The organism is Frigoribacterium sp. AC512 (assembly GCF_979258295.1).
Window position 1 is genome coordinate 465,437 of sequence record NZ_OZ409850.1, and the last position, 20,966, is coordinate 486,402.

Genomic DNA, 20,966 nt, shown 5'->3' on the forward strand with positions numbered 1-20,966 from the left:
CGTCGGAGGAGATCACCGTGAAGGTCGTCATCACCGGGTCACGCGGCAAGGTCGGCCGCGCAGCCGTGCGCAGGTTCGTCGAGGCGGGCCACGACGTGCTCGGCGTCGATCTCGTCCGGCCGGTCTTCGACGCGGGAGATGTGGTGCCCGGCCGGTACGTCATGGCCGACCTCACCGACGCGGGCTCCGCCTTCGCCGCAGTCGCCGGCGCAGACGCGGTCGTGCACGTCGCCGCCATCCCGCAGCCCACCGGCAACCCGGCGCACGTCGTCTTCCAGACGAACCTGATGTCGACCTTCAACCTGGTGGAGGCGGCGGTCCGGTTCGGCGTGCCCCGCTTCGTCAACGTGTCGAGCGAGAGCATCGTGGGCAACTTCTTCCCGGAGCGGCCGTTCCTGCCCGACTACGTCCCCGTCGACGAGGAGCACCCGCTGCACCCGCAGGACCCGTACGCCCTCTCGAAGGCCTTCGGCGAACAGCTGATGGACGCGGCCATCCGGCGGTCCGACCTGCGGGCTATCTCGATCCGGCCCAGCACGGTGCACGACGAGAGCAACTGGGAGGAGAACCTCGGCCCCCAGGTGCGCGAGGCGTCGCCGGAGAGCGCCAACTTCGGCAGCTACGTCGACTCGGACGACCTCGCCGACGCGCTCCTCCTCGCTGCCGAGTCCGACCTTCCGGGCCACGAGGTCTTCTACGTCGCCGCCGCCGACAACGCGGGCGGCCACGACTTCGCCGCCACGCTGCGCCGGCACCACGGCGACGCGGTCGAGCTCCGTGAGCTCGCCCGCGTCGACGCGTCGGGCATCTCGACCGCCAAGGCCGAGCGGCTGCTCGGCTGGACGGCCAGGCGCTCGTGGCGCGACCACCTCGACGCCGACGGCCGCGCACTCGCGCCTCGGTGACCCGCATCGGACGGGGCGACGGCCCGGTCACGGGGATCGATCCCCTCGAGGGCTGAGGACGGGGCGGTGCCGCCCGTACCCGTACCGGTCCACGTCCCGGTGGCCCGCCTCCTCCGCGACCGAGTGGGAAGTCGGCGGGTCGCCGTAGCCCGCGGCGGGTCACAGCGCGAAGTCGGCGGGTCGCCGTAGCCCGCGGCGGGTGGGCGCCGACCCGCCGCGGGCGACGGGAACCCGCCGAACCCACTGCGCCGAGCGGAACTGCACCGAGGAGGAGGCAGCAGTCGCGTCCCTAGGTGCGGGAGCCGTCAGCGGCGGCGCCGCAGGCGCACGGCCGCGACGTCGCCGCCCACACCGCGACGGCGGCGGCCGCCGACCACGCCTGCGGCCGGCACGACGCCGGGTACGGCACCGGCGCGGGCACGTCGGCCGCGGCGTCGCCCCCGTGCAGCTCGGGCATGCGGTAGCCGAACCAGGGTGCGGCGGCGAGCAGTCCCTCGGACAGCAGGCGCGCCTCCTCGTGGTGGTGCGTCGCGGCGAGGCCGGCGATCGCGACCGCGGTGTCGTGGGTCCAGACCGTGCCCAGGTGGTAGCCGAGGGGCCAGAAGCCGACCGCGTCCGAGCTGAGCGTGCGGAGGCCGAAGCCGCTCGCGAGCTCGGGGCCGGCGAGACGGGCGGCGACCAGCGCCTCTTCGTCGGCGTCGAGCAGTCCGGTGCCGAGCAGGTGCCCGATGTTGCTCGTGACCGTGTCGACGGCGCGCTTGTCGGCGTCGAGGGCGACGGCGGGGAACCTGCCTCGCGCGTCCGTGACCCAGAAGCGCTCGCGGAACGCCGTCCGCAGGCTGTCGGCCCAGCCGCGCCACTCGTCGGCCCCGGGTCGGTCGAACGCGTCGAGCAGGTCGGCGCCGTGCACCGCCGCCTCGTGCGCGTAGGCCTGCACCTCGCAGAGCGCGATCGGTCCGTCGGCGAGGCGCCCGTCGCTCCACTGGACGCTGTCGCCCGAGTCCTTCCAGCCCTGGTTCGACAGGCCGTGGCCGGTCTCGTCGACGTACTCGAGCAGCCCGTCGTCGTCGCTGTCGCCGTGGTCGCGCATCCAGTCGAGCGCCGCCTCCAGGTGCGGCAGCAGGGCCCGCACCTCGTCGTCGGGGAGGCCCGCTCGCCACGAGTCGTGCAGCAGGCAGACCCACAGCGCAGTCGCGTCGACCGTGCCGTAGTAGAGGGGGGCGAGGGTCACGCCCTCGCCGTGGATCTCGAGCGGCCGCTGCCGCAGCTCGTGCATGATCTTGCCGGGCTGCTCGGCGCTCGCCGTGACCTCGCGCGTGCCCTGCAGGCCCGCGAGCACGCGCAGGGTGCCGGCGGCGACGCGGAGGTCGGGGTCGAGCGGCAGCGCGAGCCGCGCAGCCCAGATCGAGTCGCGGCCGAAGAGGGTGAAGAACCAGGGGGCGCCCGCGGCGAAGAAGACGTCGTCGGGTCGGTCGGTCGTCGTCATGCGGAGGGCCGACAGGTCGCCGAGCGCCTGGTGGAGCCAGCGGGCCAGACGGTCGTCGTGCGGCGCAGGGTCGAGTGCGCCCCATCGCTGGTCGCCCTCGACGCCGGCCACGACCGCGCCCTCGAGCACGGTCGTGATCTCGAGCCCGGCCGAGGCGGCGCCCCCGGCCGGCACGTGCAGTCGCCAGGTCAGCCGCAGCTCGCCGTCGGCGGTGGCCTCGATCCGCACCGCGCCTCCTGCGTCCTCGCCGCCCGTCGTGCCTCCGCCGCCGGCCCCGCCCGCTGCGCTTCCCGAGGCGGTCAGCGTCAGCGTCGTCACGGCGTCGCCGCCCGACCAGGAGGCGCGGACCCCGTCGACCTGCAGGTCACGCGGCGGCACGGCCGGCAGCCCGGCCTTCACCTCGTCCATCGACGACGCGTCGGGCCGTACGGCCACGCTCACGACGACGTCGAGCTCGCGGGGGAGGCGCGACGTCGCCGTGAGCGTCTCGCGGACCCCGCCGGTGCCGACCTCGCGCAGCAGCGACAGCCGCACGTCGGGGTCGGCCCCGTGGTCGTCGAGGCCTCGCAGCAGCGACTCGAACCGGATCGAGGAGGCGCCGAGCGGCACCGCCGCGATCGTCTCGACCCTGCTGCCCCGGACCTCGACCCGGTGCCCGCGCAGCACGCGGGTGTCACCGGCCCAGACGCCGTGGATCGCAGCGGCGCCCATCGCGCCGGTGGCGTCGGACCAGGCCTGGGCGGGCGCCTTGAGCACCACGGTCTCGGCGGCGAGGAACGGCTGGAGCGGCTCGGCCGCGGCGGCTGACGTGGCGTCGGCGGCTGCATCGGCGACGGTCGTGGGTCGTGACGTGGCGTCGGTCATGACGGGAGGGGTCCTTGCGCTGAGGGGCGTGCGGGGGAGGTGCTGCGTGCGAGTGGGACGGAGCCGGCCCCGGTGAGGGCCGGCTCCCTGCCCTCACTCCTTCACGGCCCCGTCGCTGCTGTTCATGATCTGGCGCTGGAACACGAAGAAGATCACGGCCACGGGGATGGTCATGACGACCGCCGCCGCGAGCTTCACCGGGTACTGGCTGCCCTGGCTGAGCTGCCCCGAGGCGAGCCCCGCGACGCCCTTCGTGAGGGTCGTCAGCTCGGGCGACTGGGTCGAGATGATGAAGTGCGAGAGCTCGTTCCACGACCCCTGGAACGACAGGATGATGATCGTGATCAGCGCGGGACGGGCCATCGGCAGCACGATCGACCAGAACACCCGGAACGTGCCGGCGCCGTCGATCCGGGCCTGCTCCTCGACGCTCGGCGGGATCGACTCGAAGAAGTTCTTCATGATGAACACCCCGGCCGCGTCGACGAGCAGCGGGATGATCATGCCGGCGTACGAGTCGTAGATGCCGAGCTGGTTGATCACCAGGAACTTCGGGATCAGCAGCACCACGCTCGGCACCGCCATCACGCCGATCAGCGCGGCGAAGACGACGCCCCGCCCGCGGAACCGCAGCCGGGCGAGCGCGTAGCCCGCCAGCGAGTCGAAGAACACCCGGCCGGCCGTCACGAACACCGCCACGATCGCGCTGTTCGTCGCCCAGGTCGGGAAGTCGCTGTTGACGAACAGGGTCTGGAACGCCGCCGTCGTCCACGTGGCGGGCACGAGCGAGAGCGGGTCGGCCGCGGCGTCCGCGTCGGTCTTGAACGACGTCGCCACGCTCACCAGGAACGGCACGATGTAGACGAGCGCCAGTGCGATCAGAGCCGCGTAGAGCACCGACGACGACACCAGCGAGGAGGTGCGGCGAGGCGGCCGGAGACCCCTGCGGTCCGCAGCAGGCGACGACGAGGGAGGTCCGGCGGGTCGGCCCGTGCCGACCAGGTCGGTGACGGGGGCAGTGGCGGTCATCGGCCCGCCTCCTTCTGGGTCGTGTCCTTCGGTTCGTACAGCGACGTCCGTCGCCGCGAGACGGGCCGTTCGCGCAGCACGGCCCGCTGGACGATCGTGAGCACGACGATGATCGCGAAGAGCACGAACGCGATGGCGGCGCCGCGGCCCCAGTCCTGCCCGGCGAAGGCCGAGGTGTACGAGAGGTACGACGGCGTCAGCGTCGTCTTGGCGGGCCCGCCCTGCGTGCCCGTGTAGATCTGGTCGAAGACCTGCCAGGTGCCGATCAGGCCGAGCGTGAGCACCGTGAAGAGGGTCGGCCGGAGCTGCGGCAGGGTGACGCGCCAGAAGCGCTGCCAGGCGTTCGCGCCGTCCATCATCGCCGCCTCCTGCACGTCGCCGCCGAGGTTCTGCAGCGCCGCGATGAACAACAGCATGAAGGTGCCGCTCGTCGTGAAGACGGCCATCAGCACGAAGGCGCTCATGGCGACGGAGGGGCCGGCGAACCAGTCCCACCAGCTCACGCCGAGCAGGTCGTGGTCGGTGAGGAACGCCGGACCGGTGATGCCCACCGCCCCGAGGACGTTGTGGACGACGCCGCTCGGGTCCTGGAACCAGGCCGGCCCCTCGATCCCGAGCCACGACAGGGCGCGGTTCACGGCGCCGGTCTGCGTGAAGAGGAACAGCCACACGACGGTGATGGCGACCGAGCTCGTCACGGACGGGAAGTAGAAGGCGGTGCGGAAGAAGCCCCGGCCGCGCAGCACCTGCCGGTTCACCAGCACCGCGAGGAACAGCGACACCGCGGTCTGGACCGGCACGACGAAGACGACGTACCAGGCGTTGTTGCGCAGCGAGATGCCGAAGTCCCTGGCCGCCAGCCCGCCTCCGTTCACGAGGTCGTCGTAGTTCTGCAGGCCGACGAAGCCGACGGAGGAGCTGAAAGGCGAGCCGCGACCGCTCCAGTCCGAGACGCTGACCCACAGGGCCATCACCATCGGCACGAGCAGGAACAACCCGAGGACCACGATGGTCGGGGTGACGAAGAGCCAGCCCGAGGTGGCCTCGCCCCGCGAGGCGGTGCCGGGGCGGGCCCTTCGGCCGGCGCGGGGCGAGGCGGTGCTCACGGCAGGATCGCCGCGTAGTTCGACTGGAACGACTCGAGCAGGTCGGCGGGCTCCGCCGAGCTGAGGCCCTCGAGCTGCGAGTTGAAGTCGGCGATCACGTCGGCCGAGCCCTGCTGCGTCGGCACGCCGACGGCGAAGTCGGCCGAGTCGAGGAACGCGGCGGAGTCGGGGTTGTCCGTCTTCCACTGGTCGGCGGCCGACTGCACGCTCGGCATCACGCCGAAGGCGTCGGCGAAGGCGAGCTGCTGGTCGGTGCTGACGAGCTGCTCGACGAGCTCGAGCGCGGCCTGCTGGTTGGGGCTGTCGGCGGCGATGCCCCAGCAGTTGGTGAACTGCAGGGTGCCCTGGCCGCCGGGGCCGGCGGGCATCTCGGCGACGCGGTAGTCGACGTCGGGGTAGTCGGCGTTCATCGCGCCGGCGATCCAGTTGCCCTCGACCGTCATCGCGGCCTTGCCGGTGCCGAAGGCCTCGCCGCCCCAGCCGGCGCCGAGGTCGGCGGCGAACGCGGCGTTCCCGCTCGTGATGAGGTCCTTGACGTAGGTCAGGCCCTCGACGTTCTCCTCCGAGTCGACCGTCGCCTCCGTGCCGTCCTCGTTCGTCAGCGAGCCGCCGGCCTCGGCCATGAAGGCGCCGACGCGGGCGTACTCGGCCCCGAAGGCGAGGCCGACGTGGTCGGCGGTGGTGAGCTTCGCCGCGACGTCGGACAGGCCGTCCCAGTCGGTGGGGACGTCTGCGTCCGTGAGGCCCGCCTCCTGCCACATCTGCTCGTTGATCACGAGGCCGAGGGTCGAGAAGTCCTTCGGGGCACAGTAGAACTGGTCGTCGTAGGTGAAGCTGTCGACGAGCGTGGGGAAGAAGTCGTCGGTCTCGCTCAGCTGGTCGCCGTAGGCGAGCAGGCTGCCGTTCTCGGCGAAGCCCGCGAGGGCGTCGGTCGAGAGGTAGAAGACGTCGGCGGGCGAGCCGGAGGCGAAGCCCTGGCTGAGCTGCTGCGGCAGGTCGCTGGCGACGCTCACCTCGGCGTCGGTGCCGCTGTCGCCCGACCAGCTCGCGACGGCGTCGCGGACGGCCGCGGCCTCGGCGTCGCCGCTCGAGGCGATCAGCACGGTGAGCGAGTCGTCGCTCGAGGTGAGGGCGCCGTCGGAGCTCGCGCCGTCGCCGCCTCCCTCGCTGAAGCCGGAGCCGCACGCGCTGAGGGCGAGCCCGGTCACGGTGGCGATGGCGCCGAAGGCCATCAGGCGGCGGATGCGTCGTTGCACGGTGTCTCCTCGTCGAGAACGGTCGTCCCGGTGGTCGTGTCGTTGCGGGTTTGAACGATCAAAACCGGGTGGTCGCTAGAGTAGGCACCTGCTCGCGCGGCTGTCAATCGAGGTCGCGGCGGGGTGCGCTCCGCGGACGACGCGGGGCTGCGACGCGGGGCTGATCGACGACGACGAGCGAGACGAGGTGGGCGGTGCCGAGTGTCGAGTCGCCGCGCCTGCCCACGGTCGTGGACGTCGCCAAGGAGGCGGGGGTCTCGCGCCAGACCGTCTCCAACGTGCTGAACACGCCCGAGATCGTCGCTCCCGCCACGCGCTCCCGGGTCGAGCAGGCGATCGCCTCGCTCGCCTACCGCCCCCACGCCTCGGCGCGGCGGCTGCGCACCCGCAAGAGCTCGACGATCGGGGTGCGCCTCGACCCGGTCGCGAACGGCATCTCGGGTGCGGTGCTCGACCGGTTCCTGCACGCCCTGACCGAGCGGGCCGACCAGCACGGCCTCCGCGTTCTGCTCTTCACGGCGAAGGACCCGCTCGACGAGGTCGCCCAGTTCCGCCGCCTCCTCGACGGGGCCGACGTCGACTCGTTCGTGCTCACGTCGACCTCGTACGACGACCCCCGCACCGACTGGCTGCTGCGTGCCGAGGCCGACTTCGTGTCCTTCGGACGGCCGTGGGGCAGCGACGTGGCCGACCCCGCCCGGCGCTGGGTCGACGTCGACGGGCACCGCGGCGTCGCGGAGGCGACCCGGGCCCTGCTCGACGGGGGAGCACGCCGCGTGGCGTTCCTCGGCTGGCCGTCCACCTCGGGCATCGGCACCGAGCGACGGCAGGGCTGGCGCGACACGATGCTCGCCCACGGCGGGCTCCACGCCGCGGAGCTCGACGAAGTCGACCTGACCGTCGACGACCAGGTCTCGCTCGCCTCCGACCGGGTCAGGCAGCTTGTCGCGCACCTCGCGGAGACCGGCCGCACGATCGACGCGGTCGTCTGCGCCAGCGACTCCCTCGCCCTCGGCGCCTTCATGGTGCTCGGCCGCTCGGTGCCCGTGGTCGGCTACGACGACACCCCCGTCGCCGCGGCCCTCGGCCTCTCGAGCGTGCACCAGCCCGTCGAGGAGGTGGCCCACGCCACCCTGGACCTGCTGCTGCACCAGGGCCCCGCGGCCCGCGTCGCGTCGCCCGGGTCGGCTGCTGACCCGCGGCACCGCCTGCTCGCCCCGCGCCTCGTGCTCCGCTAGCTTGCCGCCGCCTCCCGCCCCGCTCGCCCCGCTCGCGCCTCCTCATTCAGGACTTCGCCTCCTGACTCGCGCAACTCAGGTCCAAATGGTCATGATCTGTGCACGGTTCAGGACGCGCCGGCCCGCTCGTCCTGAACTCGTCGCACTGGCCCTGGACGGGACACCCGCGACGCGCCAGGGTCGGCAGATGATCTGGTGGGTGGCGCCGCTCGCCGCCGCGGCGGGGTTCGTGGGGCTGTGCGTCGTGCTGCGCGACGAGCAGCGGCAGCGGCGTGCGACGCGTGCAGCGGGAACGACCGAGCGAGCGCCGGAGGCGCGGCCAGGGCTGTCAGGGTCGGGCCGGTCCCCGAGGCGCCAGCGCGGGGAGGGGGCGTCGTGACGAGTCCTGTGGGTCGGGGCCGCCGCCTCCTGCGCGTGCTCGGCGCTGTCGTGGGAGTGCTGCTGGTCGGCGTGCGGACGGCTCTCTCGGCCGTGGCCGTGTTCGGCAGCGACGGCGCGCACAAGCCGCACCCCGGCCCCGTGCCCGGCCCGGATCAGCGCCCCGAGTACCGGCCCTGAGCCTGCGGCAGCCGCGGGATCCGCGCACATCCAGGGTCGAGCCGACGGGTGTGCGCGGGTCCGAGGGGTGCGGAGGCGCCCGGCGCCCGGCGCCCGGCGCTCGGCGCTCGGCGCTCGGCGCTCGGCGGCAGGGTGCGCGGCCTGCACACCGTCCAGGAGGCGGTCCTAGGCTGACGGGACGAGCCCGGCACGCAGACGTCCGGGCGGCCGTCGCGGAGCAGGGCTCCCCGGCGGCGACGACCACGAGGGGGACACCGTGACCGATCCGAAGCGAGACGACCGACTGCCCGGGAGCGAGACGGCCGCCTCCTCGTCACGACCGGCGGAGCCACTGGCCGCACACCCGACCGGCGCGAAGGCCGCCCCGACCACCGAGCAGGCCGAGCCCCGGCCGCCCGTGACGGGGCAGCAGATCGGCGCCACCCCTCACGTGGCCGCGATCGCGCTCTCGCCGATCGTCACGTGCGTGTTCGCGGCGGTCGAGATCAGGCGATCGGTCGAGCTCCTGGCGCCGGGCAGCACCGGCGTGGGGCAGGGCGACTACACGCTCGCGATGGTCGTCAGCCTCGTCGTCGGCATCGGCCTCGTCGTGCTCTCCTGGCTCGACCGACGCACGCTGCGGGCACGCGGCGTCGAACGGCCGTTCCACTGGGCCTGGTCGATCCTCAGCGTGCTCATCTACCTGATCGGCCGGAGCGTCGTCCTGCGGCGCCGCGTGGGAGGGAGCGCCGCACCGCTCTGGCTGTTCCTCGGGCTCTCGGTGCTCGGCGGAGCGATCGCGATCATCATCGGCATCTCGTCGGGAGTCGCCACCATGGACCGACCGCCGGTCGACTTCTAGCCGCGCCCGACACGACCGCACGCGCGGGTGCGCCTGCCGCCGCCACGAACGACACCCCCGATCCGGCAGGACACCCTCGGAACGAGGGGTGCAGTGCGGATACGGGGGTGTCGTTCGAGCCAGCTCATCGAGCGAGCGGGCTCAGAGCCCGGGCGGGCTCAGAGCACGAGCGGGCTCAGAGCACGGGCGGCCTCAGCGCGCGAGGAACTCCAGCACCACGCGGTTGAACTCGTCCGCGTCGCTGACGTTCGCGCCGTGCGGCGCGCCCGCGATGACGTGCAGCTCCGAGCCGGCGATCGCCGCGTGGGTGCGCGCGCCCGAGCCCTCGTAGGGGACCGTCGCGTCGCCGTCGCCGTGGATGACCAGCGTCGGCACGGTGACCTTGGTCAGGTCCTCGCGGAAGTCGGTCGTGGCGAACGAGTTCATCGCGGCGAGGGCCGCGGCCTTGTCGGCCTGCTTCGCGAGGCGCAGCGCGTCCTGGCGGTCCGCCTCCGACACCTTGAGCACGCCGTCGACCGAGAAGAAGCCGGTGGTGAAGTCGTCGTAGAACGAGTCCTCGTCCTTGGTGAGGCCGGCGGTCATCTCGGCAGCCGCCTCCTTGGTGAGGGGGCCGTCGGGGTTGTCGTCGGTCTTCATCAGGTACGGGGGCACGGCCGACGCAAAGACGACGCTGTGCAGGCGCTCGGTGCCGTACTTGCTGACGTAGCGCGCGACCTCGCCGCCGCCCATCGAGAAGCCGACGAGCGTCACGTCGTCGAGGTCGAGCTCGGTGAGGACGGTGTGCAGGTCCTCGGTGAGGTGGTCGTAGTCGTAGCCGGTCTTCGGCTTGTCGCTGCGCCCGAAGCCGCGTCGGTCGTAGGTGACGACGCGGTAGCCGGCCTCGACGAACGCGGGGACCTGCTTGCTCCACGACTCGCCCGAGAGGGGCCAGCCGTGGATGAGCACGACGGTGCGTCCGCTGCCGCCGAAGTCGTCGACGTGGAGGTTCGTGTCCTTGAAGAGCCCGTGGTGGGCGGTGATCTCGGTCATGGTTCCTGCCTTCCTCGGCCGCACCTGCGGCCTGTCCTCTCGTTCGTACGCCCGCCTCCTGGCGGTTTGCCCGAGGGCCCGTCCCCGTGCTTCGCGCAGCGGACAGCCCGAGTCGCAGGACCGCCCGCATCACGGACAGGAGGCTCCAGGGCGAGAGCCCGAAGGAGGTGCGCCCCCGCCGCTGCTGCAGGGCCCCTTCCGCAGATGCAGGTCAGACGTGCGGCTGCGGGGCCGAGCGCTGCCGCCCCGCGAGCACGCCCGACAGTGCGAGCACGACGAGCCCGACGGCCGGGATCAGCAGCAGCCCGACCCGCAGCGAGCTCGCGTCGGCGACGGCGCCGATCAGCGGCGGGGCGGCGAGGAACCCGAGCCGCATCAGCCAGCTGACGAGCGTGAGCCCCGTGCCCGGCCGGAACCCCGGCAGCGTGTCGGCCGCGTGCATGGCCGCGGGGATCAACGTCGCGACGCCGAAGCCGGCGAGGGCGAAGCCGAGGATGGTCGTCCCGACCGACGGGAACGCCAGCGCCTGCCCCATCCCGACGAACACCAGGGCCCCGCCGACCCGGGCGACGGCACGCTGGCCGAAGCGGTCGACGAGTCGGTCGCCGAGGATCCGTCCGACGAACTGGGCGCCCTGCAGCGCCACGAAGCCGAGCGCGGCGACGGTCACGCCGGCGCCGAGCGAGCCCGAGAGATAGAGGGCGGCCCAGGTGTTGCCGGCGTCCTCGACGACCGTGCCGGAGGCGGCGATCAGCACTAGCGCGATCAGCACGCCCCAGGTGCCCAGCCTCACGGCCGAGCGGCGGACGCGTGCGCCTGCGTCGGCCACTGAGTCGGAGTCGACCCCCGAGGAGGCGCCGGCTCCGTCCCCGGCACCGGTCCCGCCCTCGGGTGCGCCACCGGCCACGGGCACCGGGGCGGACGTCGACGACGACGCGACCCCCTCGGTCGGCGTGGCGGGCGCCTCCTCGAGCTCGGAGGTGGGCTCCGGCCCCTGGAGCATGAGCCGGTACGAGACGATCGCGACCACGCCGAAGACGACGCCGGAGATCGCCAGGTGCACGCCGATCGGCACGCCGAGACCGGCGGCAGCGCCGCCCATCAAGCCGCCGGTGACGGCGCCGACGCTCCAGATCGCGTGGAACGAGTTGAGGATCGAGCGCCCGTACCGGCGCTGCACCCGTAGCCCGTGGGAGTTCTGTGCGACGTCGACGATCGCGTCGAGCGCGCCGGCCACGAACAGCGCGGCGGCGAACAGCGCGCCGACGGGGGAGAGGCCGGCCAGCAGGACGACGACGGCCGTCACGACCGTGCCGACCACCGCGACGCGTGACGACCGGAAGCGACGGATCAGCCAGCTGGCGGCGAGGCCGGCGACGATGGCGCCGACCGGTCCGGCTGCGACGGCGAGGCCGAAGGAGGCGTTCGACAGGTCGAGCGCGTCCTTGATCGCCGGGTAGCGGGGCAGCAGGTTCGAGAACAACGCGCCGTTCGTGAGGAACAGCAGCGCGACGGCCAGCCGTGCCCTCCGGGTCTCGTGGTCGGGTGCGGCAGGCGTGCCGGGTCGGGGGGACGTCGTCGACATCGTCGGGTCTCTCGGCTGGGGGAAGAAAGTTGATCGAATCGATTCGATCACGCGTCGATGCTAGTGGAGCCGAGACCGTGACGGCAACGTCCCGCGCGGCCCGGGTCCGACCTCAGCCGGCCGGCCCGAGCAGCACGGCGAGCATCGTCGCCGCCGAGCCGACGAGGAAGCTGAACGTGCCGAGCTGCATCGTCCGGGTCTTGTTCCGGTCCGCGACGGGCACGCTCACCTCGAGGATCGGGCAGCCCGACCAGCCGATCAGGCCGAGGCTCAGGGCCACGACGGAGGCGCCGATCCAGAACAGCGTCTCGACCGGCGTCGAGAGCACGTCGGGTCGCCAGCCCGACACGAGCACGGCGCCGAGGGCGAGCGCCACCGCGACGACGGCGGCGGCGAACCACAGCGTGCCGGTCCACATGATGCGCGTGAGGTTCTCGACCGGGCCCATCAGGTCGCGGCCGTCGTGCTGCCGGGCGTGCGAGGCGTCGTCGACGGTTCCCGTCCGTCCGCGTCCGGGTCGTGCGGCGGTGTCTGGGGTGCTCTGGTAGTCGGTCACCCTGCCACGTTGCCACCACTCGGCCCCGGCCGCCCGGCGATGTCCGGTCCGTGCGTCGCCCTCTCCGCTCGCGAGCGGCGCCCGTCAGCTCCGCAGCGTGACGCTCGGGTGCTCGCCGAACCGCTCGTGGTACGACGCCGAGAAGCGTCCGAGGTGGCTGAACCCCCAGCGGCGCGCGACGCTCCCGACCGTGGCGGTCTCGGGCGTCGCGACGCAGAGGTCAGCGTGCACCCGGTCGAGCCGGATCTGGCGCAGGAGCACGGTCGGGCTGACGTCGAGGGCCCGCTGCAGGGCCACCTGCAGCCCCCGCACGCTGAGGTCGGCGGCCCGGGCGACGTCGGCGACGCCGATCGGCTCCTGGGCGTGCGTGTGCAGGTACTCGACGGCGAGGGCGAGGCGTCGGGCCCCCGGCACGACGGGGGCGCCAGGGGCGAGCGCCACGGCCGAGGCCTGCCCGGCCTCGTGCGGGAACGTCTCGAGCACGGCGAGGGCGAGCCGCCGGTTCGCCTCGGCCCGCAGCAGGGGAGGCGCGGCGAGGTCGAGCAGCACCGGGGTCGTCTCCGAGAGCACGGCCCGCCAGCGCCGCAGCGCCGTGTCCCCGACGGGGGCGGCATGGAAGAAGGTGACGGGCCCCGACGTCACGTCGCCGCGTTCGGCGGCCAGCCGCTCGAGGTGCGCCGCGCCGACGTGCACGAGCCGCTGCCGGTAGTCGGAGAAGTCGAACGAATAGGCCCTGGTCGGGGCGATCCGGGGCACGAGCGGCCGCAGCTCGACCGCGTCGCGTCCGACGTCGACCGTGCCGCGCCCCTCGACCAGCCACGACACGACGTACTCGGGCACGGCGTCGGCCGTGCCGCGGGCCGACCCGTGGAACTCGGAGGTGCGGAGCGACACGTCGCCGTCGCCGACCGCCGCGTAGCGGTACTCGAACGGACGGTCGAGCTGGTCGAGCCGGAATCCCTCGCCCGGGTACTGGGCCTCGTAGAGCTCGCGGGCCGCGTCGAGGTCGTCGCCGTGCACGGCACCGCGGAACGGCGGCGGCGTCGCCTCGGTGCCGGCCTCTTCGTCCATCGTCGACATCCTCACACGCAGGAGGCGCGGGTCGCGTCGGCGACTCGGCGACCGGACAGCCGCCTCCCGGCCCCCTACTGTGCAGGGACCATGTCGCACGCCCCCGCCGCGCCTCCTCGGCCGCCCCGCCCGGCGCTCCGTCGGGCGCTGCGGCACGGCGTCTGGTGGCTGCAGGACTACGCGTTCGCCGCCTGGTGGCAGCTGCGCGCGGTGCTCTCGCCGCGGGGCTCCGACGACTACCTCTCGGGCGACGGGCGACCCGTGCTCGTGCTGCCCGGCATCTGGGAGACCTGGGCGTTCCTCCGCCCGCTGATCGAGCGGGTGCACGACGAGGGGCACCCGGTGCACGTGATCGAGTCGCTCCGACGGAACGGCCGGCCCGTGGAGGCGACCGCCCGCGACGTCGCCGCGTACGTGCTCGAGCACGACCTGCGCGACGTGGTCGTCGTCGCGCACAGCAAGGGCGGGCTGGTCGGCAAGTACCTGATGGCGCTGCTCGACGACACCCGTCGGGTCGACCGCATGGTCGCCGTCTGCACGCCCTTCAGCGGCTCCCGGTACGCCGCCTGGCTGGTGCTGCCGAGCCTGCGGGCCTTCTCGCCTCGTGACTCCACGACCGTGATGCTGTCGCGCGACCAGGCCGTCAACGAGCGCATCACCTCGATCTACGGCGAGTTCGACCCGCACATCCCCGAGAGCAGCGTGCTGGTCGGCGCCGACAACGTGCAGCTGCCGACCGGCGGGCACTTCCGGGTGCTGGCGCACCCGCGGACCGTGGCGACGGTGCTCGCGGTCGCCGGTCGGCCTGCGCCCGACGCCGACGGCTCCTCGCCGGCCCTCGGCTGATCGGACGCCGACCGGTCAGCCGCGGTCTGAGAGGATGGGCTCCCGTCACCTCGACCAGGCAGGAGCCTCCCATGGCCGAATTCTTCATCGGACTCGTCAGCGCGATCACCCTCGTCGGCCTCGGGCTGACCGTCGCCGCCTTCGTGGCCCTCTCGACGTCGAAGTAGTCCCGCCCGGCGAGCCGATCCGACCGGCGCGACGGGTGCCGGTCGAGCGGCGCGTGGCTAGAGTCGTCGCATGAGAGCGCTGCAGGCCACCATCATCTCCGAGCTCGCCGTCCGCCCTGAGATCGACCCGGCCGCCGAGGTCGAGCGACGCGTCGCGTTCCTCCGCGACTACCTGGAGACGACCGGTGCCGGCGGCTTCGTGCTCGCCGTCAGCGGCGGCCAGGACAGCACGCTCGCGGGGCGCCTCTGCCAGCTCGCGGTCGAGGGGGTCCGCCGCGACGGCGGCACGGCCGAGCTCGTCACCGTGCGGATGCCCTACAAGGTGCAGGCCGACGAAGAAGACGCCCAGCTCGCCCTGCGGTTCATCGACGGGGCCGAGGGGCTCGTGGTCAACATCCAGCACGGCGTCGACGGTACGGCGCAGGACGTCGCCGAGGCGACGGGTTCCCCGCTCAGCGACTTCGCCAAGGGCAACGTGAAGGCGCGCACCCGCATGGTCGCCCAGTACGCGATCGCGAGCGAGCGCGGCCTGCTCGTCGTCGGGACCGACCACGCCGCCGAGGCACTGACCGGCTTCTTCACGAAGTACGGCGACGGCGGGGTCGACCTGGTGCCGCTCACGGGCCTGAGCAAGCGCCAGGGCAAGGCGCTGCTCGCCCACCTCGGCGCACCCGCGCGGCTGTACGAGAAGGCGCCGACGGCCGACCTGCTCGACGAGACCCCCGGCCAGACCGACGAGGCGAACCTCGGCCTCACCTACGCCGACATCGACGACTACCTCGAGGGCGGTGACGTCGACGAGGCGATCGCCGAGCTGATCGAGGCGCGCTACCTCGCGACCGAGCACAAGCGCCGCGTGCCGGCCAGTCCGGTCGACGAGTGGTGGCGCGCCTGACACGCGTCCCGCTGTCGGTCGCCCGGTGTTGACTGCGACCCATGATCATCGTGACCGGCCACCTGCTCGTCGACCCTGAGCTGCGAGACGACTACCTCGCTTCCTGCGTGAGCCTCGTCGAGGCGGGCCGTGATGCGCCCGGCTGCCTCGACTACGCCCTGTCTCCCGACATCGTCGACCCGGGCCGCATCAACGTCGCCGAGCGCTGGGTCTCGCAGAACGCGCTCGACGACTTCCGCGGCTCCGGCCCCACCGACGAGCAGGAGGCGGAGATCCGGCACAGCGACGTGCACGACTACCAGCTCACCGGCCCGGAAGAGCCGTCGCTGTCGGAGTCGGGCGACCTGGCCTGAGCCGACCCGATCTGGGCCGAGCCGATGCAGGCCGACCCGATCTGGGCCGAGCCGATGCAGACCGCCCCGGGCCGACCCGGGTCAGTCGATCCCGTCGATCCCGCCGAGGCGCTCGAGCACGCCGGTGAGGATGGTGCCGGCAGGGTCGGGCAGCACGTGGTGGTTCAGGTAGATCCCCTCGAGCCAGGGCAGGACCTCGTCGGCGGGCATGCCGACGGCGGCCCAGTCGACGCCGGGCAGCGCCCGGGTGACGGTCTGCTCGGTCCCCGGGGTCAGCCACGCCTCGGCGATCGGCTGGTCGGGCGTGCGGTGCTCGTCGGCAGCCCAGAGCAGGGCGATCGGGTGCTCGCGGACGTCGTCCGGCGCCTCGTCGACGTGGTCGTGCTCGACGTGCCCGGCGCCGAGCCAGGGCAGGGTGAGCAGCTCGCCCTCGATGTCGACCTCGACCAGGTCGAGGTGCGTCGGCTCCTCGACCTCGCACACCCAGAGGTCGAGACCTGCGTCGTGCCAGGCCGCGGCGTCGTCGACGTCGTCGATCAGGTCGGGCATCAGCGCCTGCAGGTCGGTCAGCAACGCCGTCGCCCACGCGACGACCTGGGCGGTGTCGCCGGGGCCCCACGGGCTGGTGTCGGTGTCGTCGCCCGCGGCGTCGTGGAAATGGTGCTCGACGCCGGTGCCGACCCCGCCGCCGACGGCGTCGAGGTGCACCTGGCCCGTGCCGAAGCCCACGTAGAGGCTGCTGAGCTCGGTCTCGTCGTCCCACTCGCCGAAGAGGTTGGGCTTGCCGAGGGCGGTGGGCAGCGGCAGCGTCGCCGCGTGCCGCGTGCCCAGCGCGAACACGGCGCGGAAGCGCCTGGTCGGCAGCCGGAGGCTCATGTCAGTCACAGGGTGTCTCCGATCGATCGGCTCCCAGCGTACGGGCTGCGACCGACGCCCACTGCCCTGGTGCCGAGTGGTCACGAACGGTCGATCAGCCGGCCGGCCGGAGCAGGAGTCGACCACTCGGCCGCGAGGGCGACCTGCACGCACTGCAGGTTCACAGCATCGTCGCGGCGTCGCTCCTTACCATCACCGCATGGACGACCCTCCCTCTCACATGCCGACGCCCTTCCGCGCCCTGACGCCCCATGGTGTCTCTGACGAGCGAGGAGGGGCTCAGTGAACGAGTGGGCCATGCTCGCCGTCGGTCTGGTCCTGACCGTCGGCACCGGCTTCTTCGTCGCGTCCGAGTTCGCGCTGGTGAACCTCGACCGGAACGACCTCGAGGCCCGCCAGGCCCGGGGCGAGAAGCGCCTCGCGCCGACGATCAAGGCGCTGCGCATCACGTCGACCCACCTCTCCGGTGCGCAGCTCGGCATCACCCTGACGACGCTGCTCACCGGCTACACCTTCGAGCCCGCGATCAGCTCGCTGCTCGCCGCCCCGCTCGGCGAGCTCGGCGTGCCCGCGGCCGTCGTCCCGGGCATCGGCGCCGTGGTCGGCATCGTGATCGCGACGCTCTTCTCCATGGTCGTCGGCGAGCTCGTCCCGAAGAACTTCGCGCTCGCTCTGCCGCTCGCGACGGCCAAGTTCGTCGTGCCGTTCATGGCGACCTTCACGACCGTGTTCAAGCCGGTCATCCTGCTCTTCAACAACACCGCCAACGCCGCGATCCGCACGATGGGCATCGAGCCGAAGGAGGAGCTGTCCGGCTCCCGGTCCGCGGAAGAGCTGAGCTCGCTGGTGCGGCGCTCGGCGCTCGAGGGCATGCTGGACGACGACCACGCGACCCTCCTGGGTCGCACCCTGCGGTTCTCCGAGCACGCGGCGGTCGACGTCATGACCCCCCGGGTCCGCATGACGACGGTCCGCTCCACCGACACCGCCGCCGACGTCGTCGAGACGGCGCTGGCGAGCGGCTTCTCGCGGTTCCCCGTGATCGGTGACGACAGCGACGACATCGTCGGCGTCGTGCACGTCAAGCAGGCCTTCGCCCTGCCCGCCGAGCAGCGGGCGTCCGTCCCGGTCGCCGGCCTCGTGTCGGACGCGCGCTTCGTGCCCGAGTCGATGGGCGTCGACACCCTGCTCGGCCTGCTGCGTCGTGAGGGCTTCCAGATCGCCGTGGTCTCCGACGAGTTCGGCGGCACGGCGGGCCTCGTCACCCTGGAGGACCTGGTGGAGGAGCTGGTCGGCGAGCTCGAGGACGAGCACGACCGCGCGAAGGCCGGCATCGTGCGGTCGTCGGGCACCGTCGTCTTCGACGCCGCCCTCCGCCCCGACGAGCTCTGGGACCGCGCGACGGTGCGGGTGCCCGACGACGGCGACTACGAGACCGTCGGCGGCTTCGTCACCGAGCAGCTCGACCGCCTGCCCGAGGTGGGCGACGAGGTCGAGCTCGAGGGCGGCACGCTGCGCGTCGAGCGGGTGGTCGGGCAGCGGCTCGAGCGCCTGCGGTTCGTGCCCTCGCCGGCCGAGCTGCCGACCGCCTCCGGCCTCGCCCCCGCGGGCACCCGCGACGTGGGCGCCGCCGACACGGCGCACGCCGCCGAGCCTGCCCCCACCGACCACGACCGGGTCGTCGCCGGACTGCGAGAGGACCTGAAGCGATGAACGAGTACCTGCCCGGCATCGTCTGGCTGTTCGTGCTGCTGATCGTCAACGGCTTCTTCGTCGGCGCCGAGTTCGCGGTCATCTCCGCTCGCCGTTCCCAGATCGAGCCGCGGGCCGAGGCCGGCAGCAAGGCGGCGAAGAAGACCCTGTGGGCGATGGAGCACGCCACGCTCATGCTCGCGACGAGCCAGCTCGGCATCACCGTCTGCTCGCTCGTCATCCTCAACGTGTCCGAGCCGGCGATCCACCACCTCCTCGAGATCCCGTTGGCGGCCACGCCCCTGACGCCCGAGGCGATCGGCGTCGTCGCGTTCGTGATCGCGTTGGTGCTCGTCACCTTCTTGCACGTGGTCGTCGGGGAGATGATCCCGAAGAACCTGTCGTTCTCGGTGCCGGACCGGGCGGCCCTGCTGCTCGCGCCTCCGCTCGTGTTCGTCGCGACCGTGTTCAAGCCCGTGATCTGGTCGCTGAACGGCGTCGCCAACGCGGTGCTGCGTCTGTTCCGCGTCGAGCCGAAGGACGAGGCGACGAGCACCTACACGCTCGACGAGGTCGCCACGATCGTGCAGCAGTCCACCCGTGAGGGAGTGCTGTCGGACGCGTCGGGCACGCTCTCGGCAGCGTTCGAGTTCACGACCCGCAAGGTGCGCGACGTCGAGGTGCCCGTGGCCGAGATGGTGCGGCTCGCGCCGGGAGCCACCCCGCGCGACGTGCAGCTCGCCGTCGCCGAGCACGGCTACTCGCGCTACGTGCTGACCGACGGCGAGGGGCAGCCGACCGGCTACCTGCACCTCAAGGACGTCATGGACCTGACCTCGGCCGAGACCCTCGACGCGCCCGTGCCGGCGAAGCGGGTCCGGCGGCTCGGCGCGGTGCCGCACGACGCCGACCTCGAGGACGCGTTGGCGTCGATGCGCCGCAGCGGTGCGCACGTCGCCCGGGCCGTCTCGGTGATGGGCGAGACGACCGGCGTGCTCTTCTTGGAGGACATCATCGAGGAGCTCGTGGGCGAGGTCGACGACGCGACGACCGTCTAGCCGTGCGCCGCGACCGGTCGTGCCTGCCGGTCGTGCGTCGGTCGCTAGGCGCCGGGGCGCTCGGGCGAGAGGGGCCGCTCGCCCGGCAGCTCGTGCATCGCCTCGGCGGCGAGCTCGGCCCGGATCGGGTCGCGGTCGCGGGTCGCCTGCTCGAGGGCCGTGAGCGCAGTGCTCATCTCGCCCCAGTTCAGCACCTGGACGATGTTCGGCACGCGGAGCGAGTAGGCGAGGCCGTCCGTGACGTCGCGGCAGACCTTCTTGAGTGCGCTGTTGCCGCAGTGCTCGACGTAGGTGTCGAAGAGGGCGACGGCGTGGGCGTTCAGCGCCGGGCCGTCTTCTCGCTCGATGTCGCCGATGCAGGCCTCCACAGCGGAGCTGATCTGCTTCACGACCGTCTCGGGGAGGCGCGGCACGGCGAGGCGGACGGCCCCGCCGAACAGCACCCCGAGCGTCTGGACGACCTCGACGGCCTGGCCGGCGTCGGGCGTCGCGACCCGCGTCCAGCGGTTCGGCGCCATCTCGACGAGGCCGGCGCGGACGAGGTCGCTCAGAGCCTCGCGGATCGGCGTGCGCGACACCTGCAGCCAGGCGACGAGCTCGTCGTCGTGCAGGCGCTCGCCGGGCTCGAGCGTGCCGTCGAGGATCGCCTCGCGGAGACGGTCGCGGACCGTGTCGCGCAGCAGCTGCCGCTCGGTCGTGGGGGCAGAGGTGGGGACGGGCACAGGTGTCTCCGATCGTGGGCGGGCAGGGCGTGCGGCTCTGCACTCCAGGATACCGAGGAAATGTCCTGTGTGGAGGGTGAAGCGTCGATCCTGATGTACCAGTGGACCAGCTGCTGAGGGTCCGGCCCCCGAAGTGGGGGACACCAAAATCATGCAGGCGCATACAGTGGCCGCAGCACTCGGGGGGAGCGCCTCCCACCCCCTCGTACCCCACACCGACCGGACGACACCGTGACCCTCGCACCTGTGCAGCATGCCGAGCTCTCGCCCTCGGACGACGACCTCGTGGTCGCCTTCTCCCGCGGCGACGAGCGTGCCTTCGCCGCGTTCTACGACCGCACTGCGTCGCGCGTGCACGGCCTCGTGCGTCGGGTGCTCGTCGATCCCGCCCAGTCGGAAGAGGTCGTGCAGGAGGTGTTCCTCGCGGTCTGGCAGGACGCCTCCCGTTTCGACCCGGCCAGGGGCACCGCGCTGTCGTGGCTGCTCGTGCAGGCGCGGCGACGGGCGATCGACCGGGTGCGGTCGTCGCAGGCGAGCCGCGACCGCGACGTCGCCGTCGGCGTCCGCGACCTCGACCCGGTCCGCGACGACGTCGCCGAGACGGCCGCGGTGCGCCTCGAGCACGCACGCGTCACCCGCGCGCTCGGCGGGCTCTCGGCCGTGCAGCGGCAGGCGCTCGAGCTGACGTACTGGGGCGGCCTGACCCACGCGGAGGCGGCGAGCCGCGCCGGCGTGCCGCTCGGCACCATGAAGACGCGCCTCCGCGACGGGCTCGTCGCCCTGAGGCGCCTCGTCGAGCCCGCCGGGTTCGCCGAGGCCTGAGCTCGCCCCGC

20 protein-coding genes are annotated in these 20,966 nt (G+C 73.0%); 10 read left to right on the forward strand and 10 right to left on the reverse strand.

Features of this window, described 5'->3' with window-relative positions:
- Positions 1 to 17 precede the first annotated feature (17 nt).
- Entirely contained in the window at positions 18 to 905 is an 888-nt protein-coding gene (locus ACZZ97_RS02050; protein ID WP_463472131.1) for an NAD-dependent epimerase/dehydratase family protein, read from the forward strand.
- Between the two features lie 289 nt (positions 906 to 1,194).
- Here the strand turns inward: ACZZ97_RS02050 and ACZZ97_RS02055 are convergent, their stop codons facing one another.
- From ACZZ97_RS02055 to ACZZ97_RS02070, 4 genes are all read right to left on the reverse strand, one after another.
- Positions 1,195 to 3,255 carry an MGH1-like glycoside hydrolase domain-containing protein gene (locus tag ACZZ97_RS02055; RefSeq protein ID WP_463472132.1) on the reverse strand — a complete coding sequence of 687 codons (2,061 nt, stop codon included), beginning with the start codon at positions 3,253 to 3,255 and terminating at the stop codon, positions 1,195 to 1,197.
- Positions 3,256 to 3,348: 93 nt separating this feature from the next.
- Positions 3,349 to 4,284 carry a carbohydrate ABC transporter permease gene (locus ACZZ97_RS02060; protein WP_463472133.1) on the reverse strand — a complete coding sequence of 312 codons (936 nt, stop codon included), beginning with the start codon at positions 4,282 to 4,284 and terminating at the stop codon, positions 3,349 to 3,351.
- On the reverse strand, positions 4,281 to 5,390 hold the full coding sequence (locus tag ACZZ97_RS02065) for a carbohydrate ABC transporter permease (RefSeq protein WP_463472134.1): 1,110 nt from the start codon (positions 5,388 to 5,390) through the stop codon (positions 4,281 to 4,283). Before ACZZ97_RS02065 ends, ACZZ97_RS02060 begins: the two co-directional genes overlap by 4 nt.
- Positions 5,387 to 6,622, reverse strand: coding sequence for a sugar ABC transporter substrate-binding protein (locus ACZZ97_RS02070; RefSeq protein WP_463473745.1), 1,236 nt, complete (start codon positions 6,620 to 6,622; stop codon positions 5,387 to 5,389). The genes ACZZ97_RS02065 and ACZZ97_RS02070 overlap by 4 nt, the downstream gene beginning before the upstream one ends.
- Before the next feature lie 218 nt (positions 6,623 to 6,840).
- Here ACZZ97_RS02070 and ACZZ97_RS02075 point away from each other — a divergent pair, with 218 nt between their 5' ends.
- The 3 genes from ACZZ97_RS02075 (at position 6,841) to ACZZ97_RS02085 (ending at position 9,283) form a co-directional block, all read left to right on the forward strand.
- Complete coding sequence (locus tag ACZZ97_RS02075; protein WP_314101993.1) at positions 6,841 to 7,884, forward strand: LacI family DNA-binding transcriptional regulator; 1,044 nt, start codon at positions 6,841 to 6,843, stop codon at positions 7,882 to 7,884.
- Between the two features lie 375 nt (positions 7,885 to 8,259).
- Entirely contained in the window at positions 8,260 to 8,442 is a 183-nt protein-coding gene (locus tag ACZZ97_RS02080; RefSeq protein ID WP_314101994.1) for a hypothetical protein, read from the forward strand.
- Between the two features lie 256 nt (positions 8,443 to 8,698).
- Positions 8,699 to 9,283 (forward strand): hypothetical protein, encoded by a 585-nt coding sequence (locus ACZZ97_RS02085; RefSeq protein WP_463472135.1) that lies wholly within the window; start codon positions 8,699 to 8,701, stop codon positions 9,281 to 9,283.
- A gap of 192 nt (positions 9,284 to 9,475) precedes the next feature.
- Here ACZZ97_RS02085 and ACZZ97_RS02090 read toward each other — a convergent pair whose 3' ends face one another.
- The 4 genes from ACZZ97_RS02090 to ACZZ97_RS02105 form a co-directional block, all read right to left on the reverse strand.
- Positions 9,476 to 10,312 carry an alpha/beta fold hydrolase gene (locus ACZZ97_RS02090; protein ID WP_463472136.1) on the reverse strand — a complete coding sequence of 279 codons (837 nt, stop codon included), beginning with the start codon at positions 10,310 to 10,312 and terminating at the stop codon, positions 9,476 to 9,478.
- A 211-nt stretch (positions 10,313 to 10,523) separates the two neighbouring features.
- Entirely contained in the window at positions 10,524 to 11,948 is a 1,425-nt protein-coding gene (locus tag ACZZ97_RS02095) for an MFS transporter (protein ID WP_463472137.1), read from the reverse strand.
- Positions 11,949 to 12,009: 61 nt separating this feature from the next.
- Complete coding sequence (locus tag ACZZ97_RS02100) at positions 12,010 to 12,453, reverse strand: hypothetical protein (RefSeq protein WP_314101998.1); 444 nt, start codon at positions 12,451 to 12,453, stop codon at positions 12,010 to 12,012.
- An 84-nt stretch (positions 12,454 to 12,537) separates the two neighbouring features.
- Positions 12,538 to 13,524: a helix-turn-helix domain-containing protein gene (locus ACZZ97_RS02105; RefSeq protein WP_463472138.1), complete on the reverse strand. Its 987-nt coding sequence runs from the start codon at positions 13,522 to 13,524 to the stop codon at positions 12,538 to 12,540.
- Between the two features lie 90 nt (positions 13,525 to 13,614).
- Between ACZZ97_RS02105 and ACZZ97_RS02110 the strand changes: the two genes are divergently transcribed.
- From ACZZ97_RS02110 to ACZZ97_RS02120, 3 genes are all read left to right on the forward strand, one after another.
- Complete coding sequence (locus ACZZ97_RS02110) at positions 13,615 to 14,370, forward strand: esterase/lipase family protein (RefSeq protein WP_463472139.1); 756 nt, start codon at positions 13,615 to 13,617, stop codon at positions 14,368 to 14,370.
- Between the two features lie 237 nt (positions 14,371 to 14,607).
- A complete protein-coding gene (nadE, locus tag ACZZ97_RS02115; protein ID WP_463472140.1) occupies positions 14,608 to 15,432 on the forward strand; it encodes an ammonia-dependent NAD(+) synthetase in 825 nt (274 codons plus the stop codon).
- 41 nt (positions 15,433 to 15,473) lie between these two features.
- A complete protein-coding gene (locus tag ACZZ97_RS02120; protein WP_314102002.1) occupies positions 15,474 to 15,785 on the forward strand; it encodes a putative quinol monooxygenase in 312 nt (103 codons plus the stop codon).
- Between the two features lie 81 nt (positions 15,786 to 15,866).
- On the opposite strand, the gene ACZZ97_RS02125 is transcribed toward ACZZ97_RS02120, so the two are convergent.
- On the reverse strand, positions 15,867 to 16,670 hold the full coding sequence (locus ACZZ97_RS02125) for a hypothetical protein (RefSeq protein WP_463472141.1): 804 nt from the start codon (positions 16,668 to 16,670) through the stop codon (positions 15,867 to 15,869).
- Between the two features lie 273 nt (positions 16,671 to 16,943).
- Between ACZZ97_RS02125 and ACZZ97_RS02130 the strand changes: the two genes are divergently transcribed.
- Entirely contained in the window at positions 16,944 to 18,374 is a 1,431-nt protein-coding gene (locus ACZZ97_RS02130) for a hemolysin family protein (RefSeq protein ID WP_463472142.1), read from the forward strand.
- Positions 18,371 to 19,411, forward strand: coding sequence for a hemolysin family protein (locus tag ACZZ97_RS02135; RefSeq protein WP_463472143.1), 1,041 nt, complete (start codon positions 18,371 to 18,373; stop codon positions 19,409 to 19,411). The genes ACZZ97_RS02130 and ACZZ97_RS02135 overlap by 4 nt, the downstream gene beginning before the upstream one ends.
- A 44-nt stretch (positions 19,412 to 19,455) precedes the next feature.
- Here ACZZ97_RS02135 and ACZZ97_RS02140 read toward each other — a convergent pair whose 3' ends face one another.
- Positions 19,456 to 20,133, reverse strand: a complete 678-nt coding sequence (locus ACZZ97_RS02140) for a GntR family transcriptional regulator (protein ID WP_314102008.1) — start codon at positions 20,131 to 20,133, stop codon at positions 19,456 to 19,458.
- 231 nt (positions 20,134 to 20,364) lie between these two features.
- Here ACZZ97_RS02140 and sigK point away from each other — a divergent pair, with 231 nt between their 5' ends.
- Complete coding sequence (sigK, locus tag ACZZ97_RS02145) at positions 20,365 to 20,955, forward strand: ECF RNA polymerase sigma factor SigK (RefSeq protein WP_463472144.1); 591 nt, start codon at positions 20,365 to 20,367, stop codon at positions 20,953 to 20,955.
- Positions 20,956 to 20,966: the final 11 nt, after the last annotated feature.